Here is a 22768-nt window from a genome sequence, read left to right on the forward strand (position 1 = left end):
TCCTCGCATGATGGCGATTTGATCAGCGCTTCCCTAACGTCGCCCCACGTCGAACAGCCGGCGGCTTAAGACCTTGGAAATGGCCTCGGAACCGGCTTGCGCTGATGGGGAAGAGAGTGCATTGGTTCGGTTCTACAGCGTTGGAACATTGTTCCTGACTGATAGGCTGTACTGGGTGTAGCAAAGTCCCGTGTTCACTGAGGCTTTTGAATATGGATGCTCCTATTTTGGTTGCTGTGATTTCTTCAGCAGCAAGTATTGTTGTCGCAGCGGTTACTTTTTTTCTTACGAAGCGAAAGGAGTGTGAAGCTGAGTGGAAAAAACAAAAGCTGGAGCATTATCGGGAGTTTATGGATGCGCTTAGCGGTACGGTAGGATCTGATTCGACTCCTGAGGAGGAGCGGCGCTGGACACGAGCTGCCAATACCATTGGTTTGGTTGCTTCCCACAGAGTGCTCCTGGCGCTTTGGCAGTTTCAGGATGCAATTGCGCGATCCAATCCGAATCCATCAAGAAAGGCTCATGACGAGGCACTGAATAAGCTTATGTTTGCTATCCATTTTGATCTGCAAATTTCTCCTGCTGATGATCCAGAGACTTTCTCATACCGGTTATGGTGCTCTGGCACCAATGATCGAAAGGGCTAGGGTGTGGTGCCATGGCTGAGTGGCGTGCTTGTTACTAACGTTGGCTGTTAAGAGATAAATTGAGACGGGATGGTGTATCCGTTTTTTGCCTGAGAAGCAGAGGCGTATATCGACAGTATCCTGATTCCCCTTCCGCGCGCGCCGCTCAAAAATCGTCCGGTCAGGTTTTAAGCCGCCGCTTGTTTGAGCGGCGCGACGGTAGCGCGACGCGAGTTCGGCGGCGCTTGGCCGGGCGGTTTAGCGGGGTTTCGCGCGTGGTAGGGGCGGCCTGGGGTGGTCAGGGGGCTGGCCGCGCAGCCCCCGGACCCGCCTTTGGGCGGAGCTCGCTTTTTCAAAGAGGCGGGTATGTGAGTGGTAACCGCCTGGTTGTTGTCACGAAGGGTCAATGTCGCAACGATGGACATGCCACTCACCCCGGCTTTCGGCCGGTCCCCTGATCTCCCCGTTTCCGCTACTCTGGCTTCTTTTGCCAGGGGCGAGCGATGTCTCCCCTTCCGCCAGGAGTGGTGGCGGGCGCGTGCTTCTTCTTCACAGTGGCCACCACGCGCCAGCATGCGGTGCTCACCGACGAGATGGTCCGTGTCGCGTTGCGGCGGGCCATCGTCGCCGTGCGTGCGGCGCGGCCGTTCCGGATCGAAGGCTGGGTATTGCTGCCGGACCGGATGCACGCGATCTGGACGCTGCCGGCCGGCGACGCCGATCACGGCGCGCGCTGGCGCGAGATCAAGCGCCGGGTGACGCGGCTGGTGGGCGCGCATTATCTGCGCGCGGACGGGCGGCCCAGAGAACGGGACGCGCTTTGGCAACTGCGCTACGAACAGCGGCGGGTGGCCGGGGCGGAGGAGCTGGCCCGCCATCTGGATTTCCTGCATTACAGCCCGGTCCGGCACGGCTGGGCGGCGCGGGTGCGGGATTGGCCGTACTCGTCTTTCCACCGCCATGTGGCTGGCGGGCGGTATCCGCCGGACTGGATGGAAGGGCAGGTGGGCTGAACCCTGCCGGCGCGGCGGGGTCTCAGCCACTGGTGCCCCTGGCCCTCTTTCGAGAGGCCGGCCAGACATCCCGATGCCGTGCCGCCTTCGTCGCAGGCTGTTGCCTGCGTCGGCGCGCCGGTTTCGGACGTTTGCGTCAGCCGCTCTTGTTTTTCGACGATAGGAGCCCGCCATGACCGATATGTCCACGCTCAGCTTCACGGTTGTGCCCAACCGCGATCTGACCGCGCAGCAGCGCGACCGCATCCTGAGCTTGTGCTCTCAGGCCTACGAAGAGGATTTTTCGCCGTATATGGAGTTGTTGGGCGACGCCACTCATTTGATGGTCAGCGAGGAGGGCGAGCTGGTCAGCCACGCCGCCTGGCTGCCGCGAGAACTGCGCGCCGAAGGCCTGCCGCCGCTGCGTTCCGCCTATGTGGAGGCGATGGCCACCCTGCCGGAGCGGCAGGGCAAGGGCTATGGCTGCGCGGTGCTCTCCACCATTCCGGCCTTGATCGGCGATGACTACGATATCGCCGCCTTGTCGCCGTCCGAGGCCGATTTCTACGCCCGCCGCGGTTGGGAGCTGTGGCTGGGGCCGTTGGCCTACCAGGACCGGGAAGGCCTGGTGGAGACGCCGGAGGAGGAGGTGATGATCTATCGCTTGTTCCATACGCCGTCGGCGCTGGACATCAGCGCGTCGCTGGAAACCGACTGGCGGCCGGGCGAGGTGTGGTAAGCGGTTGATTCCGCGAATAACCGGCCTTGCGGGGCCGGTTTTTTTGCGTCGCCGCGCCAGCTGTTTCCGTCCTGGCCCGCGCGTGCCGTACAGATAGCGATCTGCTATCGTCGCCATCCTGAAATCCAATTGGCATTGCGCGCCGCTTCCACGCACAGTGCAGAGGAGTTGATCGCGAAGGAGACGCGGATGCTGCGACAGTTGCTGCCGCCATTGCTGGCCTATTCCGGCAGTTACCGGCAAGGCTTGTCCAATCATGTGCCTATGGCTTTGCAGGCGCTGGCCGAACTGGGCGCGGACGAGGGCGAGCTGCGCCGGCGGGCCGCGTCATGCGCGCATCTGGAACCCCTGGTGGACGATGGCCGCGACATCGCCGACACCAGCGGCTGGCTGGGCGACGCGGCCAGCGAGGCCGCCTGGCGGCGGCGTTTCGCCTGGGAGCGGGAAAGCGAGCGCTGGCAGCGCTGCTGGCCGCAACGGCTGCGGCTGGTGTTGGAGGCGCCGGCTTCGGCGTCGTTTCACGGCGTGATCCGGCTGGCCTACGCGGCGCGCGGCGAGGTGGCGGCTGAGATTGACGCCGCCTTAGCCTATGCCTTGGCGAACTGGCGGCTGCTGCCGTCGCCGGGCAGCAGCGCGGTGCCGCTGACCCTGTCGGAGCTGCTGCGCGATTGGCACCGCGCGCCGATTCCGCCGGGCGAGGAGGGCAGGCTGATCGCCGACGACATCGAACATGCGCTGGCCGCGTCTGTGCTGCCGTGGCGCCTGCCGCCCGGCTTGCTGGCCGGGGCGCGCGAGCAGCGCCGCCTGTGCCGCCTGCTGTTTCTGGCCAGGCGCCAGTTCAATATCCTGCATCTGCTCACCGCCTGGGAGGCCAGCTTGAGCCTGGCGCGCGGACAAGGCTTGAGCGAAGTGCCGGATTGCGCGGTCTTGCAGATGCAGATGGCGCTGCTGGGGGCGTTCATTTACCACGGCTGCCCGGCGTTGCCGACGCTGCGCCGGGACCCGCTGCCGCCGTTGGCCGACATCCGCCGGCTGGCGCGGGAGCAACGGGACGGCCACAGCGTCAAGCTGGCGCTCAGCTGCATGCGTCTGGCGGAATTGGAAGGCGACGCCGCCTGGCTGGCGTTGGCCACCGAAGTGGCGACGCATGGCTGGCCGGAGCGGGTGGCGGCCTGAATGGAAAACGACGGGCCGCCGCATCGCGACGGGCCCGCTGTGCCGTAATGCGCGGCCCGCGATGCGGGCCGGCGACGCGGCGCTTACTGCACCTGGGCGAAGGCCTGGGCCACGTAGGGCGCGTTGGCGGCATTGAGGCCGGCCACGCACATGCGGCCGCTGCCCACCAGATAGACGGCGAACTGCTCGCGCAGCTTGTCCACCTGAGCCTGGCTGAAGCCGGTGTAGCTGAACATGCCGCGCTGGTTCATCAGGTAGCCGAAATCGCGCTCGGGCAGCGCTTCCTTCAGCACCTGCACCAGCACGCCGCGCATCGCCTGGATGCGCTCGCGCATCTCGTTCACTTCGGACACCCACAGCGCCTTCAGCTCCGGATTGTTCAGCACGGTGGCGATCACCTTGGCGCCGTGCGTCGGCGGGCTGGAGTAGTTGCGGCGCACGGTGGCCTTCAGCTGGCCGGACACCAGCGCCGCCTCGGCGGCGGTTTCGCACACCACGGACAGGCCGCCGCAGCGTTCGCCGTACAGCGAGAAGATCTTGGAGAAGGAGTTGCTGACCAGGAAGGCGATGCCGGCGTCGGCCATCGCGCGGATGGCGTAGGCGTCTTCCTCCAGCCCGGCGCCGAAGCCCTGGTAGGCGATGTCCAGGAACGGGATCAGCTGGCGGGCCTTGGCCACTTCCACCACCTGGTCCCACTGCGCGTCGGTGAGGTCGGCGCCGGTGGGGTTATGGCAACACGGATGCAGCAGCACGACGCTCTTGGCCGGCAGCGTCTGCAGCTTGGCCAGCATGGCGGCGAAATCCACGCCGCGGGTGGCCGGGTCGAAGTAGGGATAGCGGTCCACCGTCAGGCCCGCGCCTTCGAAGATGGCGACGTGATTATCCCAGGTCGGGTCGCTGACCCAGACGCCGGACGCCGGGAAGTAGCGCTTGAGGAAGTCGGCGCCCACTTTCAGCGCGCCGGAACCGCCCAGCGTCTGCAGCGTGGCGATGCGGCCGCCCGTCACCGCCGGATGATCGGCGCCGAACAGCAGCGTCTGGATGGCGCTGCGGTAGGCCGGCATGCCGTCCATCGGCAGATAGGTGCACGGCGGCTGCGGCTGGGCGGCCAGCAGCGCCTCGGCCTGCTCCACCGCTTTCAGGCGCGGAATGCGGCCGGCCTCGTCGTAATACAGGCCGATGCTGAGATTGACCTTGGTCTCGCGGGAATCTTTGCCGAAGGCTTCCACCAGCGACAGGATGGGATCGCCGGCGTAGGCGTCTACATGTTGGAACACAGTCTTCTCCTCTTGGTTTGCGGGCGCCCGCGCTGTAGTCCGGCGGGTCGCCTTGAAATCAGGCCAGGTCGTCGCGTTTCAGCGCCAGCGCCATCGCCGCGATCCACGGCACGATCAGCCAGCCGCCCAGCACGTTGATCAGCGCCACCAGCTTCAGCCGCGGGCTTTTCACCAGCGCGGCGGTGACGGTGGGCAGCAGGTAAGCGCCGCCCATCACCAGCGCGTCGCCCAGCCAGATGGCGATCTCGGTCAACAGCGGCATCTGGCCCCAGCTGCCGGCGCACCACAGCGCGATGACGGCCAGCAACAGGGCGAACAGCAGGTTTCTCAGCAAGGGCAGGGACATGGCGCGGCTTAGCGTGGACAAACCCTTATCCTGCGAGTTTTTGCCGCGGCTGGCAACGGGAGGATGCGCGAGATGCTGGCGGAAAATGCCATAAATCGTCCCGAATCAGCCATTTGCTTGCCGTTTATATGCCAAACGCTTGTTTGGCGGCGAGCATTTGTTTACGCTGGAACTTTTCTCAAGGCGAGAAATAGCGATGGCGGTGGCGATAGACAGCGACCCGGCGCGGCTGGACCGGGAGAGGATTTACCAATATTTGTCGGGCGAGTCTTACTGGGCGCGCGGCTTGCCGCGCGAGGTGTTCGAGCGCTCGCTGGATCATTCGCTGTGCTTCGGCGCTTATGCCGACGACGGCCAGCTGATCGGCTTCGCCCGCGCCATCACCGATCGCGCCACCTTCGCCTATCTGGCCGACGTGTTCGTGCTGGAAGGCTGGCAGGGCCAGGGTGTGGGCAAGCGGCTGGTGGAAGCGGCGATGGCGCATCCGGACCTGGCCGGCCTGCGCCGGATGATGCTGGCCACCGCCGACGCGCACGGCCTGTACGCGCGATACGGCTTCACCGCGCTGAACCGGCCGGAGCGGATGATGGAGAGGCTGGATCAGGACGTATACCTTGTGAAAGGCGGGGGGCGGTGACGCGCAAGCAGTTTTGGGATGACCCCTACCAGACTGAGCTCGCCACCCGCGTCAGCCGGGTGGACGGCGAGCGGGTGTGGCTGGAGGAAACCATCTTCTACGCCTTCTCCGGCGGCCAGGAGAGCGACAGCGGCCGCATCGCCGGCCATCCGGTGCGGTTGGCGGAGAAGCAGGGGGTGGACATCGTCTACACGCTGGACGCGGATCACGGCCTGCAAGCCGGCGACGCGGTGGCGGTGGAGATAGACTGGCCGCGCCGCTACCGGCTGATGCGCCTGCATTTCGCCGCCGAACTGGTGCTGGAAGTGATCTGCCAACAGATGGAAGACGCGGAGAAGATCGGCGCCCACATCGCCGAGGACAAGGCGCGGATAGACTTCGCGCTGGATCTGCCGATCACGCCCTTGCTGGCCGATATCGCCGCCGCCGCGCAGCGGCTGATCGACGACGATCTGCCCATCGTCAGCGCTTTTTCCGACCAAGCGGCCGGGCGGCGCTACTGGGAGCTGCCCGGCTTCGCCCGCGTGCCCTGCGGCGGCACCCACCTCAAGCGCAGCGGCGAGGTGGGACAAATCGCCCTCAAGCGCCGCAACATCGGCAAGGGCAAGGAACGGGTGGAAATCTATTTACTGGATCAATGATGCTGTATGACCTTGCCGCGGTCGGCGCCGCCGGCTGCTGGGCGCTGGGCGGACTGCTCGGCGCCGCGCCTTCCCGCCATTTCGGTCCCTTCGCCTTCACCCGGCTGCGGCTGACGCTGCTGACCGTGGTGCTGGGCGGCGTCAGCCTGCTGTCCGGCGGCTGGCATTCCATCAGCGCGGCCAGCCTGTGGCCGGCGCTGTTGTCGGGGCTGGCCGGCATTTTCCTCGGCGACACGGTGATGTTCGCGTCGATGAACCGGCTGGGGCCGCGCCGCACCGGATTGTTGTTCGCCACCCATTCGGTGTTTTCGGTGCTGCTGGGCGTGCTGTTCCTGGCGGAGCGCTTGAGCGCGGGGGCGATGCTGGGCAGCCTGCTGGTGTTCGGCGGCGTGCTGCTGGCGGTGGCCTTTGGCCGGCGCGAGGTGGACGCCCATGTGTGGGAACGCAACGACAAGCTGGCCGCCGGCGTCGCGCTGGGCCTCGCCGCCGGGTTGTGCCAGGCGCTGGGCACTTTCTTCGCCAAGCCGGCGATGGCGGCCGGCTTGGAGCCGGTGACCGCGTCGGCCTTGCGCATGGGCGTCAGCTGCGGCGCGCATTACCTGCTGTGGCTCAGCGGCTGGAAGCTGGCGAAGAGCCGCGGCCCGTACACGCCGCGAATGCTGGGCCAGACCGCGCTCAACGGACTGGTGGCGCTGGGCCTGGGCATGACGCTGATCATGCTGGCCTTGCAGCATGCCAACGTCGCGACGGTGGGCATTTTGTCGGCGCTGAGCCCGGTATTGATCCTGCCCATGCTGTGGGTGGTATTGCGCCGCCCGCCGCCGCTTCTGGCCTGGCTGGGCGCGGCGGTCAGCTGCGCCGGCACCGCGCTGGTGGTGTTGCGCTGAGCCATGTGAAACCGCGCCAGGAGGCGCGGTTTCACGTGGAACGTCGCGGATGGTCACATCAGCATTTGATGCAGGCGAGCAGGGCGATGTTGCGGGGGCGAACTGTGAATTCTTCTAAGCCGATTTGACTAGTTGAGTCACCGCTAGACTCATATGCAAGCTTGCCCCCCCAATTGCCACCGCCGCCGCTACTGGCTGCGACACCGCTTCGGCTGTCAAAGTTATGAGGGCGAACTCCGTCATGCCAACTTGTGCCAGGATAAGTACCATCCAGGCGACTAGTGATAACAACGCTGGTCGCACCCTGAGATCCGCCTAGTATTCGACCGGAATCAACGCCGCGTCCATTATCCCAGCCGCGGATGAATTCGCCGCAGAGGTTGGGCAATCCAAATGTCGTCGAGCCATCGCCATTTCCATAGAGGCCGCCAATCGCGGCGAACAGCGCCGGGTAGTCCTTGCGTACAACTGCCCGCCCGTCGGCGATCAGCCAGCCGGCAGGCGCGTCTTTCATCGCGAAGTAGGCCACCATGCCGGCTGGCGCGACGGCATTGACCTGAGTCGAAGTTGCGCCGTCAGCAATCCCGTAGCCAGCCAGCGTGGTGGCCTTGTCGGCCTTGTTCGACAATTGCTTGGTAATCGAGGCTGCATAGTTGGCATCGTTGCCCAGCGCGGCAGCCAGCTCTTGCAAGGTGTTAAGCGCGCCAGGTGCGCCGGCTACCAGATCATTGACCGCTTTTTGCAGATCCATCTTGCTGGCGCCGTCGGTGATGCCGTAATCGGCCAGCGTGCTTTGCTGCCCGGTTTTCAGCAGCTTGACCCAGGGCTGCCAGTTGCCGTCTTGCAGCCGCTGTTCGTAAGTGGCGCCGCCCCACATCCAGTAGACCTGGCTGCCCCATTTGTCATTGAGGAAGTTGGCCAGTAGCATGCCGTTGTTTTTGTCCGGAGTTCCATTCACCAGGCTGCTGTCGACGTGGTAGAGGCCGTTGGGACGCACGGTTTGCAGCGAGCCGCTATTGATGTTTTTGGCGTAGCCGGACAGGCCGGCGGCGTTCAGTGCCTGTTCGACGCGTAGCGGCGTCATCGCCTTGACGTTGTCGGTGCCCACTTCGGCTTCGGCCTGGCTGGCGACGACGATGCCGTATCCGGCCAGCGTGGTGGGTTTGCTGTTGCCGCCCCAGGCGATGCTCTGAACGGCTTGCAGCAGCTGGTCCTTACGCGTCGAGTCTGGGGCCTGGCCGCTGTTCTTGATCACGGTCAGCAGTTCCTGCGCGGCCGATTGCACGCTGTTCAGCCATTCGGCGGCGACGATGGTGCCGAGCTCGCCAGTGGCGGGATTGCCGTCATGAAATAGGCTGTCGGGGCTATTGATGGGTTTGAGGTCTTGCATGGAAAACGCCTCCCGCTGGGTAAAGAAAAATCGGCCGCAGGGCCGATGACGGATGTCGTTGTTTGAGAATGACGGTGATTGTGCGGGAGCGAGCACGATGAAATGAGTGGACGGATTTCAGTACATTCCGTTGGTGAGACCTGTGATATCGCACGGGAAAAATAGAGTGGAGCCCGGTGACTTTCCGGTACCAAACGCCAACATTTATTTCGTTGTTTGATACGCTAAAGACGCCGGACCGCATTTGCCTAGTTCATGCGGAGGGCTAGGCAATTGTTTGTTGGACTTGCCTATGTTCCGGCTGGATACTCCGGCCGAGAGGGAAGCGGTTTAGACGAGTCGCCAGCGCTTGCGCCGATGATGCTGCGTAGCGCTTTGCGATAGCTTGCCCATGTGGATGGAACCGCCACGCCGGCCTCATAGCAACGAAGAATGGTCTTGTCCGAGTCGGCAAGGGCCGACTGTGCTTGAAGTTGGTATAGCGCCCAAGCTTGCTCAGTTGCCGGTGCGGTGGATGCAGGCGGCGCGGGAGGGGTGAATACGCCATTGGCGTATGTCCAGCCTGGGCCGGCGTTATCCGATGCGATGGCTTGAAGTCCACTGGAGGGCTGCCAGCCGTCGCTCCCGTCCCACATCACCACGTTTACCACGTTGCTGTTCTGGTCGATCAGCATATAGCGCTGCGCGTTGCTCATGATTCCTCCTACCATTCAACGATGACTAAGCCGGATGCGCCAATTTGGCCATTCTGGTTATAACCTGCGGCCCGGCCGCCGCCGCCGCCGCCGCCATACAAAACGCTGGGCTGCGGCCCATGGCCAGCAAATGACGGGGCGCTGAAGATATTGGATCCTCCCGCGCCGCCATCGGGTCGGGTATTCGGCAAGTCGCTACCGGGGCCGCCATACCCAGCCAGCGATGCGCTGCCGGGTGCGCCTCCGTTGGAGTGGGAGGGCTGGCATGCGCCGCCGTTGCCGCCGGGAATACTCAGGTTGCCGAAGGTGGTGGTGCCGCCGGTTCCCCCCGTGCTGTTGGCATAGGTACCGCCGTTGCCGGAGCCGATCCCGCCAGCGCCGCCAGCGCCTATCGTCAGCGGAATGGTCTGTCCCGGGGTGACGGCGAGGGGAGCCTTGAAAAGAACGCCGCCGGCACCGCCGCCGCCTGGCGTATACGGTGCTCCGGCAATGGCGCCCGCGCCACCACCACCGCCGCCGACCAGCGTCACATATAGCCGCGTTACGCAGGGAGGCACTGTGAATGCGCCGCTGGAGGCAAACAGTTGCATGCCTCTCAAACCGCCGAATAGTTGATTCACTTGTACCGCATGCTGGCCTTGAGTGGCGGGCGCGACATTGAATGCTTGGTTTGTATCGCCGTTTTTGGCGGCGGCATCGGCAATGCCATAGCCGGCCAGGGTAGTGGCCTTGCCTGCCTTGCCGGCTAGCTGATTGGTGATGGTGGCGGCGAAGTTCTGGTCATTGCCCAGCGCCGCAGCCAGCTCCTGCAAGGTGTTCAGTGCGCCGGGTGCGCCGGCTACCAGATCATTGATCGCTTTTTGCAGGTCATTCTTGCTGGCGCCGTCGGTGATGCCGTAATCGGCCAGCGTGCTTTGCTGCCCGGTTTTCAGCAGCTTGACCCAGGGCTGCCAGTTGCCGTTTTCCAGCCGCTGTTCGTAAGTGGCGCCACCCCACATCCAGTAGACCTGGCTGCCCCATTTGTCGCTGAGGAAGTTAGCCAGCAGCATGCCGTTGCTTTTATCCGGGGTTCCGTTCACCAGGCTGCTGTCGACGTGGTAGAGGCCGTTGGGGCGCACGGTTTGCAGCGAGCCGCTGGTGAGGTTTTTGGCGTAGCCAGACAAGCCGGCGGCGTTCAGCGCCTGCTCGACGCGCAGCGGCGTCATCGCCTTGACGTTGTCGGTGCCCGCTTCCGCCTCAGCCTGGCTGGCGATGGCGATGCCGTAGCCAGCCAACGTGGTGGGTTTGCTGTTGCCGCCCCAGGCGATGTTCTGCACTGCCTGCTGCAGCTGATCCTTGCGCGAGGGGTCGGGGCTTTGGCCGCTGGTCTTGAGCAGGGTCAGCACTTCTTGCTGGGCGGACTGTACCGCCGATTGCATGCCGTTCAGCCACTCAGAGGTGACCACGGTGCCGAGTTCGCCGGTGTAGGGGTTGCCGTCGTGGAACAGGCCATCCGGGCTGTTGATGGGTTTGAGCTGGTCTTGCATGTGGGGCGCCTCCCGCTGGTAAAGAGAAATCGGCCGCCGGGGCCGATGACAGATGTCGCTGATCTGGAATGACGGTGATTGTGCGGGAAGCGGGCGCGGCGGCTCAGTGGACGGATGTCAGTGCGGCAAGCGCGAAAAACGGCAGCGCGGGGCTACCGTTTCGGGGGGCTGGGGTTGAGTGGTTTAGCCTGGTTGCTTGGGCCAGTCGGCGTCCACCAGCCGCGGCCACATCGCCAGGTCCGGCAGGCGGGACAGGTCCACGCAGTAGCGTTTCCAGGCGGCCAGTTTTTGCAGCTCGTCGGCGGTGGCGATGCCGATGGATTCGGCGTCTTCCAGCGGCCGTCGGGCGGCGTAGGCGTCGGCCAGGCGCTGTTTCAGCTCGGCGCTGGTCTTCTGCGCCAGCGCGGCGGACTGCGCGGTCTTGTTGATGCTCCAGCTCTTGCCGTCCCAGGCCGGGAATTCGCAGGGCTGCAGCAACGTGGCGCGCAGGCTTTCAGGCGTGTCGCCCAGGCGCGCCTGGATGGGTTGCGCGGTGTCGATGCTCCATAGTTTGACGGCGCGCCAGTCTGGCGACACGGTCCAGCCGCCCTCGCGGAAGACGGCAGTCTGGCGCTCGGCGGTGGCCGGAGGCTGCTGCTCGGTGCTGTGGGCGGGCAGCAGCCAGACGCCGGGCTCCAGCGGGGAGGGCGTAGCTGCGATGGGACCTTGATACTCCCCTGTTTGCGGGTGGTAGTCGTAGACGGTTTTGTTGTCTTGCATGGCGGTTTCCTTAGTACTTGATGCAGGGGAGCAGGGCGATGTTGCGGGGGCGGGTCATGTACATCCAGTTTTGAGGATTGCCAGCGAAGACTTGGCTGATGGTTTGCTGGTTGAGCAGGGTCAGGTTATTGATAACCAGCCCGCTGGTGTAATCCTTCACTTCGGGCACAAAGTCATAGCCCGCGACATCGCGTACGGCCTTGTTGGTCATATTGTTGATGATGCCGCCCGCGTAGGTGTCTTGGTCGTCGTTATGAATGACCAGCGATCCTTTCTGCTTGGAGCCAAATACCCGGCCCTGATCCACGTTGGCATCCCAGCCGCGCACAAACTCTCCGCGCAGGTCAGGAAGATTGAAGGTGGTGGTGCCATCGCCGGCGCCGTAGGTGGTGCTGATGGCGGCGAATAGAGAGGCGAACGTGCTGCGGCTGATCGCTGCGCCATTGGCCGGCAGCCAACCATCGGGCGGGGTGGCCATCGCGAAGAACGCCACCTGGCCGGTCAAGTGGCCGTCATGAATCAAGGTATGCCAAGGATTCCAGCGGTTGGCGTCATCGTTGCGGGTGCGAAAGCGCATCACGTAACCGGTGGTGTAATCGGCGGTCAGTTGGCAGGGGTAATTGAGATTGCTGTTTGCCTCTCCCAGGCCGCCGAAAGCGATGTAAGGACCGGTGACACCGCTGGAGGTGCCGTAGTTGAAGCCGGTCTCGCAAGCGGTGATGGCGTCGTCGAGGGAGGTTTTATCGTCAATGCTGATGCGATAGCGGCGTCTCTTGATGAAAGAGGCATCGTTGCCGCCGTGCCAGACACGGTATTCATTGCCCGATCCTTCTTTCAGCATGAGGGTATCGTCGCCATAGCCTTTATGGACCAGCGCCACCGCGCTGTTGCCTGGGCGGTGAAGGCCCAGCGACGGGAAGTCGGTGCCGGTGGAGCGCAATTCCAGTGTGCCGTTGCTGTAAATGCCATTGTCGTAATTGTTGGCTGTTGTCTTAATGACCCGCGCAGTTTGACCGGTGGACAGCTCCAGCGTGTTGATGCCGTAGCCGGCCAGCGAGCTGGACTTGTCGGCCTTGCCGGCGAGCTTGTTGGTGATGGTGGAGGCGAAGTTGTTGTCGTTGCCCAGCGCCGCCGCCAGTTCCTGCAGCGTGTTCAGCGCGCCCGGCGCGCCGCTGACCAGCCCGTCCACCGCCGCCTTCAGCTCGGCCTTGGTCGCGCCATCGGTGATGCCGTAGCCGGCCAGCGTGGTGGCGGCGTCGGCCAGCTTCTGCCATTGGCTCCAGTTGCCGCGGTAGCGGCAGCGGTACCAGCAGCCGGCGTTGTTGTAGCACTGATACTGTTGGTAGACCATTTCGCCATCGGCAAAGACAAACAGCAGGCCGGCGTACGGCGCCGGGTAATTGGCGCCGTTGGCGGCGTAAGCGTTGGCGGGATTGTGATACAGGCCGTCGTCGGCGATGTTGTTCAAGTCGACCCTGTCGCCCAGCTGCGGCCGCAGGGTCAGGCCATCGGCGATGCCGTAGCCCGCCAGGGTAGTCGGCTTGGCATTGCCGCCCCAGGCCAGCTGCTTGATTGCCTGCACTAGCTGGTCCTGGCGCGCAGGGTCGGCTTTCTGGCCGTTGTTGCTGCCGATCACGGACAGCACTTCTTGCTGAGTGGTCTGGATGGCGGACTGCACGGTGTTCAGCCAGTCGGCGGAGACGATGGTGCCCAGCTCGCCGGTTCTGGGGTCGCCATCGTGGAATTTCTGGTCCGGCGTGGGAACGGGCTTGATCGGGTCTTGCATGGAGCGCTCCTGGAGTAAGGATGGGACGGGGGCGCTGATGGGAATCAGCGTCGGGGGGGGGAAGCGGAGAGAAACGCGCGGGGGCGCGCGTCTGTTACGGCTGGTAGGCGAAGTAGACGAAGGTGTGAGCCGGCTTGAGATCGTTGAACAGCTCTTCCAGCCTGGGGTCGCCGAAGGCGCACAATCGTTCGCCCGCCAGCGACTGGCCGGCGCGGAACTGGTAAGGGCGCACCTTGCTGCCGAACACGGTCACCTGCCATACCCAGGGGATGTCGGCGCTCCACAGCTGCTGGCCGGCGCGGTTGACGCCGGCGCGGAACGGCTGCGGCTCGTCGATCTGAATCTTATAGCCCATGCCGGCAGCCAGCCGAGTGAAGTAGGGGATGGACAGGCCGCCGGTTTCGGCCAGCTTGGCCAGCACCGCCTGCCGGCGTTGCTGGTAGGTGGCGTCGGACGGCGGCGTCAGGCCGCATACCCGCTCCCATTCCGGCAGCATCGCCTCTGCCTGAAAGGGGGTGACGGCGCCGGCCAGCTGGCGGGCGGAGTTCTGCGCGCGGTCCAGCGCCGCGCCCTCGCTGGCCAGCTCGGCTTGCAGCCGCGGCCCGTTCGGGTTGTAGCTGACCGGCGGCAGCAGCCGGGTCAGCAGGTCTTGATAGGGCGGTTGCGGCGTCATTTCAGCAGCCCCACTGTCAGTTTGCCCAGCCGCAGCCATTCCACTTTGGAGGGATCAGAGACGGGATCGACATTGCCGGCCGGCGAGTTGAGCTGGCGGTCCTGCACGCCGGGCAGGTCGGAGATCAGCGCTTCGATCCGGCTCTTGACCAGCCGTTCGCCCGGGGCGAGGCCGGCGAAGTAGGCCTGCAGCGTTTGCTGCAACAGCGGCGTGAACGCGTCCAGGTTCGCGCCGCCCAGATTGAGCGCCACGTCGATGTCCACCGGGCGCGGCGTCGGCGCCAGCACCAGGCAGCTCTTGGCGGTGACCGGGCGCAGGTCTTCGATGTGGCTCTGCACATTGGCGAGAATTTCCTGGGACGGTAGGTCGCCGTTGGCGGTGATCACCACGTCCACGGTGCCCAGGCCGCGGCGCAGCGGATAGACGTAGGCGGCGGAGACGCCTTTCACTTCCATCGCCCAGCGGCGGTAGTCGTGCCTGTTGCCGCCGGCCGGCGGACGGCGGATCAGTTCCAGCAGCCGATCCAGCAAGGCCGCGTCGTCTTCCACGTCCACGCCGTTGCGCATGCTGAGCAGCAGCGCCTTGGGTTTGACGCCGGAGGGCGCCTGCATCAGCTCCACCGGCAGATTGTCCGGTTGATTGGCGGCGGCGCCTGCCTGGCTGGCGAAGATGGGCAGCTCGGCCTGTTGGTTGTCGTCCAGCCGGACCGAATACGGGCTGCCATCCGGGTTGGTGGCCGGGGTGGCGTACAGTTGCTCGCCCACCCGTAGTTGCAGGCTGCCGGTGACGACGGCGCCGGCATTGCCGCTGATGCGCAGTGTGCCGCTGGCCGCGGTGGCCGGCTTGCGCACGATGCCGCGCAGGCGGGCGTGTTGTTCCAGGTATTCGCTGTCGGCGGTATCGGGGAAGATCTGGCGGGCGATCCAGCTCTGGTGCTGGTACAGGCCCTCCACCGCGCTGGCCACCGAACTGGCGCGGACGAAGTAATCGCTGTCCGGCGCGATGTCGGCGTCGGCGCGCAGGTTTTGCAGGTCGCGCAGCAGCGTGTCGCGGATGCTGGCGAAATCGGGAGTGGACAGAGGCATCAGGCTATCCTCACTTGGTGTTGGAAATGGCGGATGTGGCCGCCGGTTTCGGCGACTTCGATGTTCAGGAGCAGCCGGCCGGCGCCTTGCCGCTGCGACGACACCTGGACGCGGCTGGCGCGGCCGTCCTGCAGCAGCGGCTGCAGCGTCTGCTCGGCGTATTGGCAGGCCAACAGGTCGATGCGGCTGCTGTCCTTGCTGCGGGACAGCTCATGCAGGCGCGAGCCCAGCGTCGGGTCGGCCCACCAGCCGCCCAGCGGGGTCATCAGGCGCAGGTAGACGGCGTTGGCGAGGGTGTCGGTGGAGCCGCCGGCGTAGTCGCCGGTGATGGGGTCCAATAGTGGGTCCATGGCGTTATTTTCCGGGTTTGGCGGTTGGAGGATCAGGGGACGGGGGTCAGTGGCCGCGCGAGGCGCGGCCTGGGGCCGGCTCAGCCTTTGGGCGGGCTGGTCACGCCGCCGGAGTCGCCGTTGTGGATGTGGCCTTGCAGGCTGATGCCGCCGGCCTTCACATCGCCGCTGGCGCTGACGCTGCCGGTGACCTTGGCGCCGCCGCCGCCTTGGATGGCCAGGCCGCCGTTGCCGCTGATCTGGCCCTGGGCGATGAACTGCGCGCTGGCGTTCAGCTTGGGCGTGGTGAAGCTGGCCTGTTCGCTGGCATTGACCTGCCAGGTCTTGCAGTCGAGCTGGAAGGTGTCGCACTCCACCGCGATGATCCTGCCGCGTTTGAGCACGATCTTGCTGCCTTCGTCGCTGTACAGCGCCACTTCGCCGGGTTGCAGCGATTGCAGCCGGTAGCTGCCGTGCTCGGTGGCGATCACCACGCTGTGGGTGGTGCGGCCGCCCAGCGGCAGCACCATGGCCATGCTGCCCGGCGGCGGGTTGGAGGTGTAGCCGTAATGCTGGAACAGCTCGGCGTCCTGCAGCCGCTCGCCGGCCAGCGCGTCGGCCTGCGCCGCCTGCACGCCGCCGTCGCTGTCGACGTGGGTGAGCACCGCGCGGAAGCCCTGGCGCACATTGCTGAAGGCGCGGCGGATGCGTTGGTCTACTTCATGCCACATGTTTTTCTCCTTATTGCTTGCCGGCGCGCATCACCGGAATCCAGCACTTGTCTTCCTTCAGCGTCAGCCGGGTGACGCTGCCCTGGCCGCGGCCGCCCTCGAAAGTGCGGGACATCAGGAAATAGGTGCCGTTGATGCCGTGCGGCTCGCTTTCTACCTCGATGCGCTGGCCCGGCGTCCACAACGCGCCCTGGCTGTCGCGGTGGCCGGCCACGGTGGCGGTCAGCGTGTAGCCGGCCAGCCGGGCGTCGGCCAGCATCTTGTCGGCGCGGGCGGCCAGCTCGGCCGGGCTGGCGGCGTCCGGCTCCACCTGGATGCGCGGCTTGTGGTAGCAGACGTCGGAATCGAAGACGTGGTGTGTCATCGCGTGGCGGCCCGGCGTCAGCGATTGGCCGTGGCCCTGGCCCAGCAGCGTCAGCTCGGAATAGCGCTGCGCGTGGGAGCGGGTCTCCGCCAGGCTCAGCACGTTGTTGCCCTTGCCGTCGCGGCGCAGGATCAGCCGCGCGCTGGCCGGCCGGCTGTAGTCCGGGCCGCCCACCACCAGCGTGCCGTCCGGGTCGAACCAGGCGGTCAGGCCGTTGGCCTGGGCGGCGCGGGTGAGCACGTCCCAGGCGCTGTTGCCGGGATCGACGTTGATCTTCTCGATCTGCCCCTTGGCCTTGGCGTCGACGCGGATGTTGGCGATGCCCAGCGGCTTCACCACGTTGTCCAGCACGTCCTGCAGCGTCATGCCCTTGCCGGTGAACAGCGGCGCGCTGCAATCGAGCAGCATGCCGGCCAGGTCGCGGCCGGACAGCGCCAGCTGGTGGCTGCCGGAGGCGACGCTGTGGCTGATGTCGTCGATGCGGCCCATCAGCACCGTTTCGCCACCGACCTGCACCTTGACCATCGCGCCCGGTTCCACGTCGGGCGGGAACACCCCGCCGGGCAGGCCCAGCGACACCTGCCAGGCGTCGGCGGCGACGACCAGGTCGGAGTCGACCGAGTAGTGGGTCCAGTCGCCGTGCTGGCGGCCGCCTATCTGCAGGCTGACGGTGTGATTAGCTGGCGTAGCCATAGACCAGGGTCCCCGGAGTCAGATGGTTGGGTTGGGACAGCTGCGGATTCAGCCGCAGCAGCTCGGCGGCGCGCTCGCTGTCGCCGTACCACAGGTGGGCCAGCTGGCGCAGATTGCAGGCGGATTCCACCTTGCGTTTCAGCAGCGGCGGCTTGGCGGCGATCAGCGCGGCGGCGCCTTGCTGCACCTGCAGGCCCAGCTCGCGCAGGCCGTACACCACCTTGTAGGCGTCCTCGGCCGGCAGCGCGGCGCGCCACTGGTCTATCGTGGTTTGCAGCGAGGCGCGCACGTCGCCGGCGATCTGTTCCAGCGCCGGTGGGGTCAGCGTCGGTTTCTGCGATTCGCTGGCGAAGATGCCGCCGGCGGCGGAGGCGAGCTTGGTGGATACGTTGAGCTGCAGCAGCGCGTCGATGCGGCGCTGGTCGTCGCTCCACACCGACAGCGAGGCGCTGGCGGACACCGGCGTGATGCCCTGGCGCACCGCGTCCGGCAAGCCTTCCAGCCGGCGGCGCAGCGCCTTCCAGTCGGCCAGCGTGGCCGACGACATCTCGGCGGCGGTTTTCAGCGCCGGCAGCGGGCCGATCTCCGCTTTCAGATCGAAGCGCCAGTTGGCCGCCTCATCCACCAGCTGCTTGGCCTGGGCGACGAAGGCTTGCGGATAGGCGAGCAGATCGGTCGCCTGGGCCACGGCCTGGTTGGCCATCGCGGCGAGCTGGCGGACGGTGGCGGTCAGCTGCTGGCGCAGCGCGGCGACGCGGGCCAGGGCGCCCTTGGCGGTGGCCACCAGGCCCTGGGCCTTGGAAAAGGCCTCGCCGGCCATCTGGCGCAGCTTGTCCACCTGCGACGAGATGGCTTCCACTTGCGGCAGCGTCTTCTTGGCGGCGAAGAAAGGATTGCCCGGCGTGGCTTCCACCCAGTTGATTTCCACGGTGCAGGAGTCGGTGGCGTCGGCGTCGTGGCTGATCTGGTAATCCACCACCTGGGCCTGCGGCATGCTGCCGAACACCGGATGGACCAGCTCGCCGGGGCCGGCGGCATCCAGCGCGGCGACGAACTGGCGCAGCCGGTGCTGGTAATCCTTGCCCCAGAACATGGCCGACAGCGACACCTTGCGCGCCTTGCGGCCCAGGTCTTCCACGTCGGCCCCGTCCTTGTACGGGTATTCGTGCATCGCCTGGTCGCGCTGCGCGCTGTCCACGCTCTTCAGGCAATCGAAGCGCACGCCGCGGAAGCTGGCGTCCACCAGGGGGCCGGCGGACAGGCCGGCGAACACATTGAGGCTGAACATCAGCTCCTCCTTTGTTGTTGGCTGTTGGCGGCGTTGACGGCGGCGACGATGTTGCCGTTTTGCACGTCGACGGTGATTTGGATGGGCTTGGCCAACGGGGCCAGCGTGGCATTCAACTGGCCGATCAGGACGGCGAGCTGGGCTAGCTGGGCATCCAGATTGACGGGACCAGCTTGCTGGGCGGGCTTAGCTTGAGCGGACTGCTTTTGAGCCGGCTTCGCCGCGGCTTGCTGTTTGGGCTGAGCGGGTTCTTTCTTTCCTGCAGCTTCGATTTTGGTCTGAGCTTGCTCAGTTTTTTCCTGCTTCACAGCTTCTACGTCGACGTGCTGCTTGGCTTTCGCCTGCTCGACCGCTTTCTGCTTCACAGCTTCGGCGTCGGCGCGCTGCCTGGCTTTCGCCTGCTCAGCGGCTTTCTGTTTCACAGCTTCGGCGTCGGCGCGCTGCTTGGCTTTCGCCTGCTCAGCGGCTTTCTGTTTCACAGCTTCGGCGTCGGCGCGCTGCTTGGCTTTCGCCTGCTCGGCCGTTTTCTGCTTCGCAGCTTCGGCGTCGGCGTGCTGTTTGGCTTTCGCCTTTTCAGCCACAGCATTGGCATCTGCTTGTTGTTGGGAACTGGTTTGGCTCGTTTTTTTATTATGGGGAGTAGTCGGGGCTACCTTGTTGGGTATGACCGTATTGGCTGCTTCCGATGCTTTCCCCTCAATTGCATTGACTTTCTCTTGATTGCCATTGCTTTTTAATCGTAAGGCACCTTTGAATCTTTTTTTCCATTCCCAGCTCTGCAAATAGGTCGAAGCAGGCCCTGTGCTAGTTTGAGAGCCAAAGAATTTCGCTTTTCCATCTTTGTCATAGCCTTCAAAAATAGCTATGTGCTGCCCACCCTTACCACTGAACATCATTAGGTCGCCAGGCTTCATTGCGCCTGGTTCAAGGGCTTTATCTTTCGAAATAGGAGTAAAGTTCTTTTTGGCGAGTTCTGTAACGGTACTTCCATTAAATAAGCTGCTAGTTGTGAATCCAGCCTGTGAAGGGAGTCCGGCAAGGGGGACTCCGCTTTCTTTCAATGCACGCCAAACAAGTGCTGAGCAGTCTACGCCTTTCAGCCCATCACCATCGGCATCTTTTTCCAGTCGGCTTGTGTCAGTTTTGCCATCTCGTGATTTGTTTTTGCTTCTGCCATCTGGCCGGCCGTACTCAAATTTCCCTGGTTTGAAGTAAGATTTAGCTGCTTGTATTATCTTCTCACCCTGATGATTGTTGTTATTGGATGGGGTGATGTCTGTGTTTTTACCAGTTAATTGAGTGATATCAGCAACTCTAGCTAACTGATTTTTAATTTCCTCTTCCATGGTTTCTAGGAGTGAGCTTTGCTTTTGATTACTCTTCTTTTGAGGGCCTTTTCCTAGAGGTATACCCTGATCTTTTCCTGGAGTGGTTTTTTTTTCTGCAATCTTAGGGGCTAGTTCTTTAATAGCCTTCTGAGCTATTTGCGCATATTTTTCCGATGATGTTCCGTTGGCATCTCGAGTGGCGACATTATTTTTGAATAGCTTATTGGCTCCTCCTGCACCCGTTAAATGTGCCGCTGCCGCATATGCTGCTATTGTGTCTGATGGCTCTTGCCCACTAATTGCTTTGAAATGAATGCCTTGCTGAATCTGTTTGTTGGTATATTCAACAAATTTTTTATCTTGTAATGTTTTGTCTGAAAGAAAGGTATCTAATCCACCATCAATCTTCCAGTTCGACTTATCGCGTAGAAATTTCTCTTGCAGACTGTCTCCTTCTTTGTACCATATGCTCTTCCATTCCTCGCCCTTATGGTTCTTCTTTAATTCTTTTATTGTGTTTTCATATTTCTTTCGATCAACTAATCCAGTTTCTACTAAAGCATCAGCACCAAATTGATATTGGCCAAAGTATCCCTTTTTATTGTGTTGATTAAGAACCCCTCCGCTCTCCCTTTGCATGATTGCAGATGCATATGCTTTGGTCTCTGGGCCGCTCAAACCATTAATTTTTTCTTCGCTTTGAAATTTTAATGCATGATCAACATAATCAAATACATGACCACGAGGCTGTGCACGTGGTCTTGCTTTTTTCCTACTTGCCATGAGCGATATCCTCTTGAGGGAGATATAAGAAAAGAGCTGCCTGCCATGCTGCAGGCAGCTCTCTAAAAGTGGGCTTAAGTTTTATTCCACCACCTTCCGCAGCGACATCAACTTGATATCGCGGCGCGCTTCGCTTTCCACGCCGTATTTCTCGCCGACTTCCAGCGTGAAGCAGTCCAGGTAGCTGGTGCGCTTGCCGCCCGGGGCCAGCGGGAATTCGGTCAGCTTGGCGCCTTCGATCGCTTCCCAGTCCAGGTCGCCGGTCAGCGGGATGGAGACGGTGACTGCCAGGTCGTATTCGGAGATGCCGCGGGCGAAGCCCTTGGCGCGGCCGCTGGAGTTCATCGTCTTCACCACCTTGCGGCCGGTGCGGCTGCTGACGTTTAGGTCGATGACGTCGATTTCCTGGCCGTTCACTTCCAGGACGATGGAGCCTGCGTATTCTTTCAAAGCCATGAGACTTTCCTTTTCGATTCGGGATTGGGCGGCCGGGCGGCGGCCCGGCCGGCTGGGATGTTGGAGGAAGGGGGAGAGGCGGGGCGGCCGAGGGCTGCGGGATCAGCCGCCTTGCCGCGCGCTTACAGCAGCAGGTCGATGCGGCCGGCGAACACGTGCAGGCCATTGACCACGTCCACCGGGATCTTGGCGTCCAGGCGGTTGGCGTCTTGCAGGTCGCGCTCGACGATCAGGCCGGCCTTGTTGGCTTCCACCTGTTCGATGATTTCCAGCTCTTCCAGCTTGTACAGCACGTCCAGCAGCTCGGAGCGGACCTTGGACGGGGTGCGGTCGGACAGCTTCTCGCGCGGGAAGCGCAGCGCGATGCGCTCGCGGCAGGCGCGGCGCACGTAGTCCAGCGTGCGGATGGTGGTGATGTCCAGCAACGACACGTCGTCCACGCCCTGCGCGTCCTTGGTGTAGGTGCTGATGGCGCGCACGATCTGCACGCGGTCGCCGGCGGCCACTTCCAGCGGGGTCACGCCGTTGTAGAGCGCGTTTTCCTGCTCGGTGCGGCTGGTGCGGGAAGCCAGGTCCACCACGTCCAGACCCTTCAACTCCAGGGTGTTCAGCGGACGGGCCGGATCTTCCTCGCTGGCGATCACGGCGGCGTAGGCGGCGGCGATGTCGGCCGACAGCTTGGCCGAGCCGCGGTACCAGGCGGCGGTGACGCGGCCGCTGTCCAGCTTGGCGGACAAGGCGGAGGCGTCGGCCAGCGCGCCGGTGGTGGCGATCACGCCGATGGCGCCGCGTTGTTCCAGCGGGCCGGACACGAAGTCCAGGTGATTGCGCAGCGCGGTCAGCGCGGCGTCGCCGGTGAACGGGCTGGCGATGATCTGGTGGCCGCCGCTCACCACCGCGGCCAGGGCCGGAGCGAGGTCCGGATCGCCGGTGCCGCCTTTCATCGGAGCGATGACGACGCCGAGGCCGGCGATCTGTTCCTGCGCCTTCAGCGCGACGCCGTTGCCGATGCTGCCCTTGTGGCGGGCGGTGAGGGTCAGCACTTCCTTGGCCGCGGACGCGGTTACCGGCAGGTCGGTCAGCTTGGCAATGGCGGCTTGAGCGTTGGCGGCGATCTTGGTCGGATCGTCGGTGGCGGCGACGGCCACATCGACGCGGACGGCGCCGATGAACAGGCTCAGCACGCCGGCGGCGGCGGCCGGGCCGCTGAAGGTGAAGGAACCGGAAGCGGCGGTGCCGGCGGCCGCGTCATCGACGCCGATGACGGTCAGCTGCAGGTAGGGGTTGGCGTTGATCGCGGCGCGCGCCATCAGGTGGGCGTTGGAGCCGCGGCCGAAGGCCTGAGCGGCTTGGTCGTCGCTGAACACATCCAGCGCGGCCAGCGCCGGCTGCGCGGCGGTGTCGGCCAGGCGCTGGCCGATCACCAGCACGCGCTGCGGATTGCCCGGCAGCGTGCGCACCGCCAGTTTAGTGTTGAACTCGAAGTATTTGCCCGGCTTGCGGATGGAGGCCGGAATCTGGTCGAAGCTGATGTTGGCGCTAGCCATAAGGAAAGGCTCCT

General features: G+C 64.1%; 23 protein-coding genes. 7 read left to right on the plus strand and 16 right to left on the minus strand.

Going from position 1 to position 22768, the window contains the following annotated elements; translation table 11 throughout:
- Positions 1–212: 212 nt before the first annotated feature.
- The 4 genes from VL52_RS24710 (at position 213) to VL52_RS16130 (ending at position 3533) form a co-directional block, all read left to right on the plus strand.
- Complete coding sequence (locus VL52_RS24710) at positions 213–647, plus strand: hypothetical protein (protein WP_144410299.1); 435 nt, start codon at positions 213–215, stop codon at positions 645–647.
- A gap of 482 nt (positions 648–1129) precedes the next feature.
- Positions 1130–1639 carry an REP-associated tyrosine transposase gene (locus VL52_RS16120; RefSeq protein WP_046157989.1) on the plus strand — a complete coding sequence of 170 codons (510 nt, stop codon included), beginning with the start codon at positions 1130–1132 and terminating at the stop codon, positions 1637–1639.
- Between the two features lie 172 nt (positions 1640–1811).
- A complete protein-coding gene (locus VL52_RS16125; RefSeq protein WP_052729351.1) occupies positions 1812–2357 on the plus strand; it encodes a GNAT family N-acetyltransferase in 546 nt (181 codons plus the stop codon).
- Positions 2358–2546: 189 nt separating this feature from the next.
- Positions 2547–3533 (plus strand): questin oxidase family protein, encoded by a 987-nt coding sequence (locus VL52_RS16130; RefSeq protein ID WP_046157990.1) that lies wholly within the window; start codon positions 2547–2549, stop codon positions 3531–3533.
- Positions 3534–3616: 83 nt separating this feature from the next.
- On the opposite strand, the gene VL52_RS16135 is transcribed toward VL52_RS16130, so the two are convergent.
- Complete coding sequence (locus tag VL52_RS16135) at positions 3617–4810, minus strand: amino acid aminotransferase (RefSeq protein ID WP_046157991.1); 1194 nt, start codon at positions 4808–4810, stop codon at positions 3617–3619.
- 58 nt (positions 4811–4868) lie between these two features.
- Positions 4869–5177 carry a superinfection immunity protein gene (locus VL52_RS16140; protein WP_144410300.1) on the minus strand — a complete coding sequence of 103 codons (309 nt, stop codon included), beginning with the start codon at positions 5175–5177 and terminating at the stop codon, positions 4869–4871.
- Positions 5178–5352: 175 nt separating this feature from the next.
- On the opposite strand from VL52_RS16140, the gene VL52_RS16145 reads away from it, so the two are divergent.
- From VL52_RS16145 to VL52_RS16155, 3 genes are read left to right on the plus strand one after another with little or no spacing between them, the layout of a single operon-like run.
- Positions 5353–5793 carry a GNAT family N-acetyltransferase gene (locus VL52_RS16145; protein WP_046157993.1) on the plus strand — a complete coding sequence of 147 codons (441 nt, stop codon included), beginning with the start codon at positions 5353–5355 and terminating at the stop codon, positions 5791–5793.
- Positions 5790–6434, plus strand: coding sequence for an alanyl-tRNA editing protein (locus tag VL52_RS16150; RefSeq protein ID WP_046157994.1), 645 nt, complete (start codon positions 5790–5792; stop codon positions 6432–6434). The genes VL52_RS16145 and VL52_RS16150 overlap by 4 nt, the downstream gene beginning before the upstream one ends.
- Positions 6434–7321, plus strand: coding sequence for a DMT family transporter (locus tag VL52_RS16155; protein WP_046158032.1), 888 nt, complete (start codon positions 6434–6436; stop codon positions 7319–7321). The genes VL52_RS16150 and VL52_RS16155 overlap by 1 nt, the downstream gene beginning before the upstream one ends.
- A gap of 58 nt (positions 7322–7379) precedes the next feature.
- Here the strand turns inward: VL52_RS16155 and VL52_RS23465 are convergent, their stop codons facing one another.
- The 14 genes from VL52_RS23465 to VL52_RS16230 form a co-directional block, all read right to left on the minus strand.
- Complete coding sequence (locus VL52_RS23465; RefSeq protein WP_052729353.1) at positions 7380–8711, minus strand: phage tail protein; 1332 nt, start codon at positions 8709–8711, stop codon at positions 7380–7382.
- A 290-nt stretch (positions 8712–9001) separates the two neighbouring features.
- On the minus strand, positions 9002–9406 hold the full coding sequence (locus tag VL52_RS24715) for a hypothetical protein (protein WP_046157995.1): 405 nt from the start codon (positions 9404–9406) through the stop codon (positions 9002–9004).
- Between the two features lie 8 nt (positions 9407–9414).
- Positions 9415–10932 (minus strand): glycine-rich domain-containing protein, encoded by a 1518-nt coding sequence (locus VL52_RS25595; protein ID WP_052729354.1) that lies wholly within the window; start codon positions 10930–10932, stop codon positions 9415–9417.
- A 183-nt stretch (positions 10933–11115) separates the two neighbouring features.
- On the minus strand, positions 11116–11691 hold the full coding sequence (locus VL52_RS23475) for a tail fiber assembly protein (RefSeq protein ID WP_052729355.1): 576 nt from the start codon (positions 11689–11691) through the stop codon (positions 11116–11118).
- A 10-nt stretch (positions 11692–11701) separates the two neighbouring features.
- On the minus strand, positions 11702–13477 hold the full coding sequence (locus VL52_RS25445) for a tail fiber protein (protein ID WP_052729356.1): 1776 nt from the start codon (positions 13475–13477) through the stop codon (positions 11702–11704).
- Positions 13478–13571: 94 nt separating this feature from the next.
- Positions 13572–14150: a YmfQ family protein gene (locus VL52_RS16190; protein WP_046157996.1), complete on the minus strand. Its 579-nt coding sequence runs from the start codon at positions 14148–14150 to the stop codon at positions 13572–13574.
- Complete coding sequence (locus VL52_RS16195; RefSeq protein WP_046157997.1) at positions 14147–15235, minus strand: baseplate J/gp47 family protein; 1089 nt, start codon at positions 15233–15235, stop codon at positions 14147–14149. Before VL52_RS16195 ends, VL52_RS16190 begins: the two co-directional genes overlap by 4 nt.
- Positions 15235–15585 carry a phage GP46 family protein gene (locus tag VL52_RS16200; protein ID WP_046157998.1) on the minus strand — a complete coding sequence of 117 codons (351 nt, stop codon included), beginning with the start codon at positions 15583–15585 and terminating at the stop codon, positions 15235–15237. The genes VL52_RS16195 and VL52_RS16200 overlap by 1 nt, the downstream gene beginning before the upstream one ends.
- 80 nt (positions 15586–15665) lie before the next feature.
- A complete protein-coding gene (locus tag VL52_RS16205) occupies positions 15666–16295 on the minus strand; it encodes a phage baseplate assembly protein V (RefSeq protein ID WP_046157999.1) in 630 nt (209 codons plus the stop codon).
- A gap of 10 nt (positions 16296–16305) precedes the next feature.
- Entirely contained in the window at positions 16306–17352 is a 1047-nt protein-coding gene (locus VL52_RS16210) for a phage baseplate assembly protein (protein ID WP_046158000.1), read from the minus strand.
- Positions 17336–18640, minus strand: a complete 1305-nt coding sequence (locus VL52_RS16215) for a DNA circularization protein (protein WP_046158001.1) — start codon at positions 18638–18640, stop codon at positions 17336–17338. The genes VL52_RS16210 and VL52_RS16215 overlap by 17 nt, the downstream gene beginning before the upstream one ends.
- On the minus strand, positions 18640–20751 hold the full coding sequence (locus VL52_RS24130) for an NlpC/P60 family protein (protein ID WP_082113794.1): 2112 nt from the start codon (positions 20749–20751) through the stop codon (positions 18640–18642). Before VL52_RS24130 ends, VL52_RS16215 begins: the two co-directional genes overlap by 1 nt.
- 81 nt (positions 20752–20832) lie before the next feature.
- Complete coding sequence (locus VL52_RS16225) at positions 20833–21207, minus strand: hypothetical protein (RefSeq protein ID WP_046158002.1); 375 nt, start codon at positions 21205–21207, stop codon at positions 20833–20835.
- Positions 21208–21329: 122 nt separating this feature from the next.
- Positions 21330–22754, minus strand: a complete 1425-nt coding sequence (locus tag VL52_RS16230; RefSeq protein ID WP_046158003.1) for a phage tail sheath subtilisin-like domain-containing protein — start codon at positions 22752–22754, stop codon at positions 21330–21332.
- Between the last annotated feature and the right edge of the window lie 14 nt (positions 22755–22768).

Source organism: Chromobacterium vaccinii (genome assembly GCF_000971335.1).
Taxonomy (GTDB): Bacteria; Pseudomonadota; Gammaproteobacteria; order Burkholderiales; family Chromobacteriaceae; genus Chromobacterium; species Chromobacterium vaccinii.

What these genes read in the sequence shown, in the direction of transcription:
- VL52_RS24715 (WP_046157995.1), bottom strand. Translation starts at nt 9,406, where the DNA reads ATGAGCAACGCGCAGCGCTATATGCTGATCGACCAGAACAGCAACGTG.
- VL52_RS24710 (WP_144410299.1), top strand. Translation starts at nt 213, where the DNA reads ATGGATGCTCCTATTTTGGTTGCTGTGATTTCTTCAGCAGCAAGTATT.
- VL52_RS16210 (WP_046158000.1), bottom strand. Translation starts at nt 17,352, where the DNA reads ATGGCTACGCCAGCTAATCACACCGTCAGCCTGCAGATAGGCGGCCGC.
- VL52_RS16215 (WP_046158001.1), bottom strand. Translation starts at nt 18,640, where the DNA reads ATGTTCAGCCTCAATGTGTTCGCCGGCCTGTCCGCCGGCCCCCTGGTG.
- VL52_RS16190 (WP_046157996.1), bottom strand. Translation starts at nt 14,150, where the DNA reads ATGACGCCGCAACCGCCCTATCAAGACCTGCTGACCCGGCTGCTGCCG.
- VL52_RS16205 (WP_046157999.1), bottom strand. Translation starts at nt 16,295, where the DNA reads ATGTGGCATGAAGTAGACCAACGCATCCGCCGCGCCTTCAGCAATGTG.
- VL52_RS16125 (WP_052729351.1), top strand. Translation starts at nt 1,812, where the DNA reads ATGACCGATATGTCCACGCTCAGCTTCACGGTTGTGCCCAACCGCGAT.
- VL52_RS16200 (WP_046157998.1), bottom strand. Translation starts at nt 15,585, where the DNA reads ATGGACCCACTATTGGACCCCATCACCGGCGACTACGCCGGCGGCTCC.
- VL52_RS25595 (WP_052729354.1), bottom strand. Translation starts at nt 10,932, where the DNA reads ATGCAAGACCAGCTCAAACCCATCAACAGCCCGGATGGCCTGTTCCAC.
- VL52_RS16230 (WP_046158003.1), bottom strand. Translation starts at nt 22,754, where the DNA reads ATGGCTAGCGCCAACATCAGCTTCGACCAGATTCCGGCCTCCATCCGC.
- VL52_RS24130 (WP_082113794.1), bottom strand. Translation starts at nt 20,751, where the DNA reads ATGGCAAGTAGGAAAAAAGCAAGACCACGTGCACAGCCTCGTGGTCAT.
- VL52_RS23465 (WP_052729353.1), bottom strand. Translation starts at nt 8,711, where the DNA reads ATGCAAGACCTCAAACCCATCAATAGCCCCGACAGCCTATTTCATGAC.
- VL52_RS25445 (WP_052729356.1), bottom strand. Translation starts at nt 13,477, where the DNA reads ATGCAAGACCCGATCAAGCCCGTTCCCACGCCGGACCAGAAATTCCAC.
- VL52_RS16225 (WP_046158002.1), bottom strand. Translation starts at nt 21,207, where the DNA reads ATGGCTTTGAAAGAATACGCAGGCTCCATCGTCCTGGAAGTGAACGGC.
- VL52_RS16120 (WP_046157989.1), top strand. Translation starts at nt 1,130, where the DNA reads ATGTCTCCCCTTCCGCCAGGAGTGGTGGCGGGCGCGTGCTTCTTCTTC.
- VL52_RS16155 (WP_046158032.1), top strand. Translation starts at nt 6,434, where the DNA reads ATGCTGTATGACCTTGCCGCGGTCGGCGCCGCCGGCTGCTGGGCGCTG.
- VL52_RS23475 (WP_052729355.1), bottom strand. Translation starts at nt 11,691, where the DNA reads ATGCAAGACAACAAAACCGTCTACGACTACCACCCGCAAACAGGGGAG.
- VL52_RS16130 (WP_046157990.1), top strand. Translation starts at nt 2,547, where the DNA reads ATGCTGCGACAGTTGCTGCCGCCATTGCTGGCCTATTCCGGCAGTTAC.
- VL52_RS16195 (WP_046157997.1), bottom strand. Translation starts at nt 15,235, where the DNA reads ATGCCTCTGTCCACTCCCGATTTCGCCAGCATCCGCGACACGCTGCTG.
- VL52_RS16145 (WP_046157993.1), top strand. Translation starts at nt 5,353, where the DNA reads ATGGCGGTGGCGATAGACAGCGACCCGGCGCGGCTGGACCGGGAGAGG.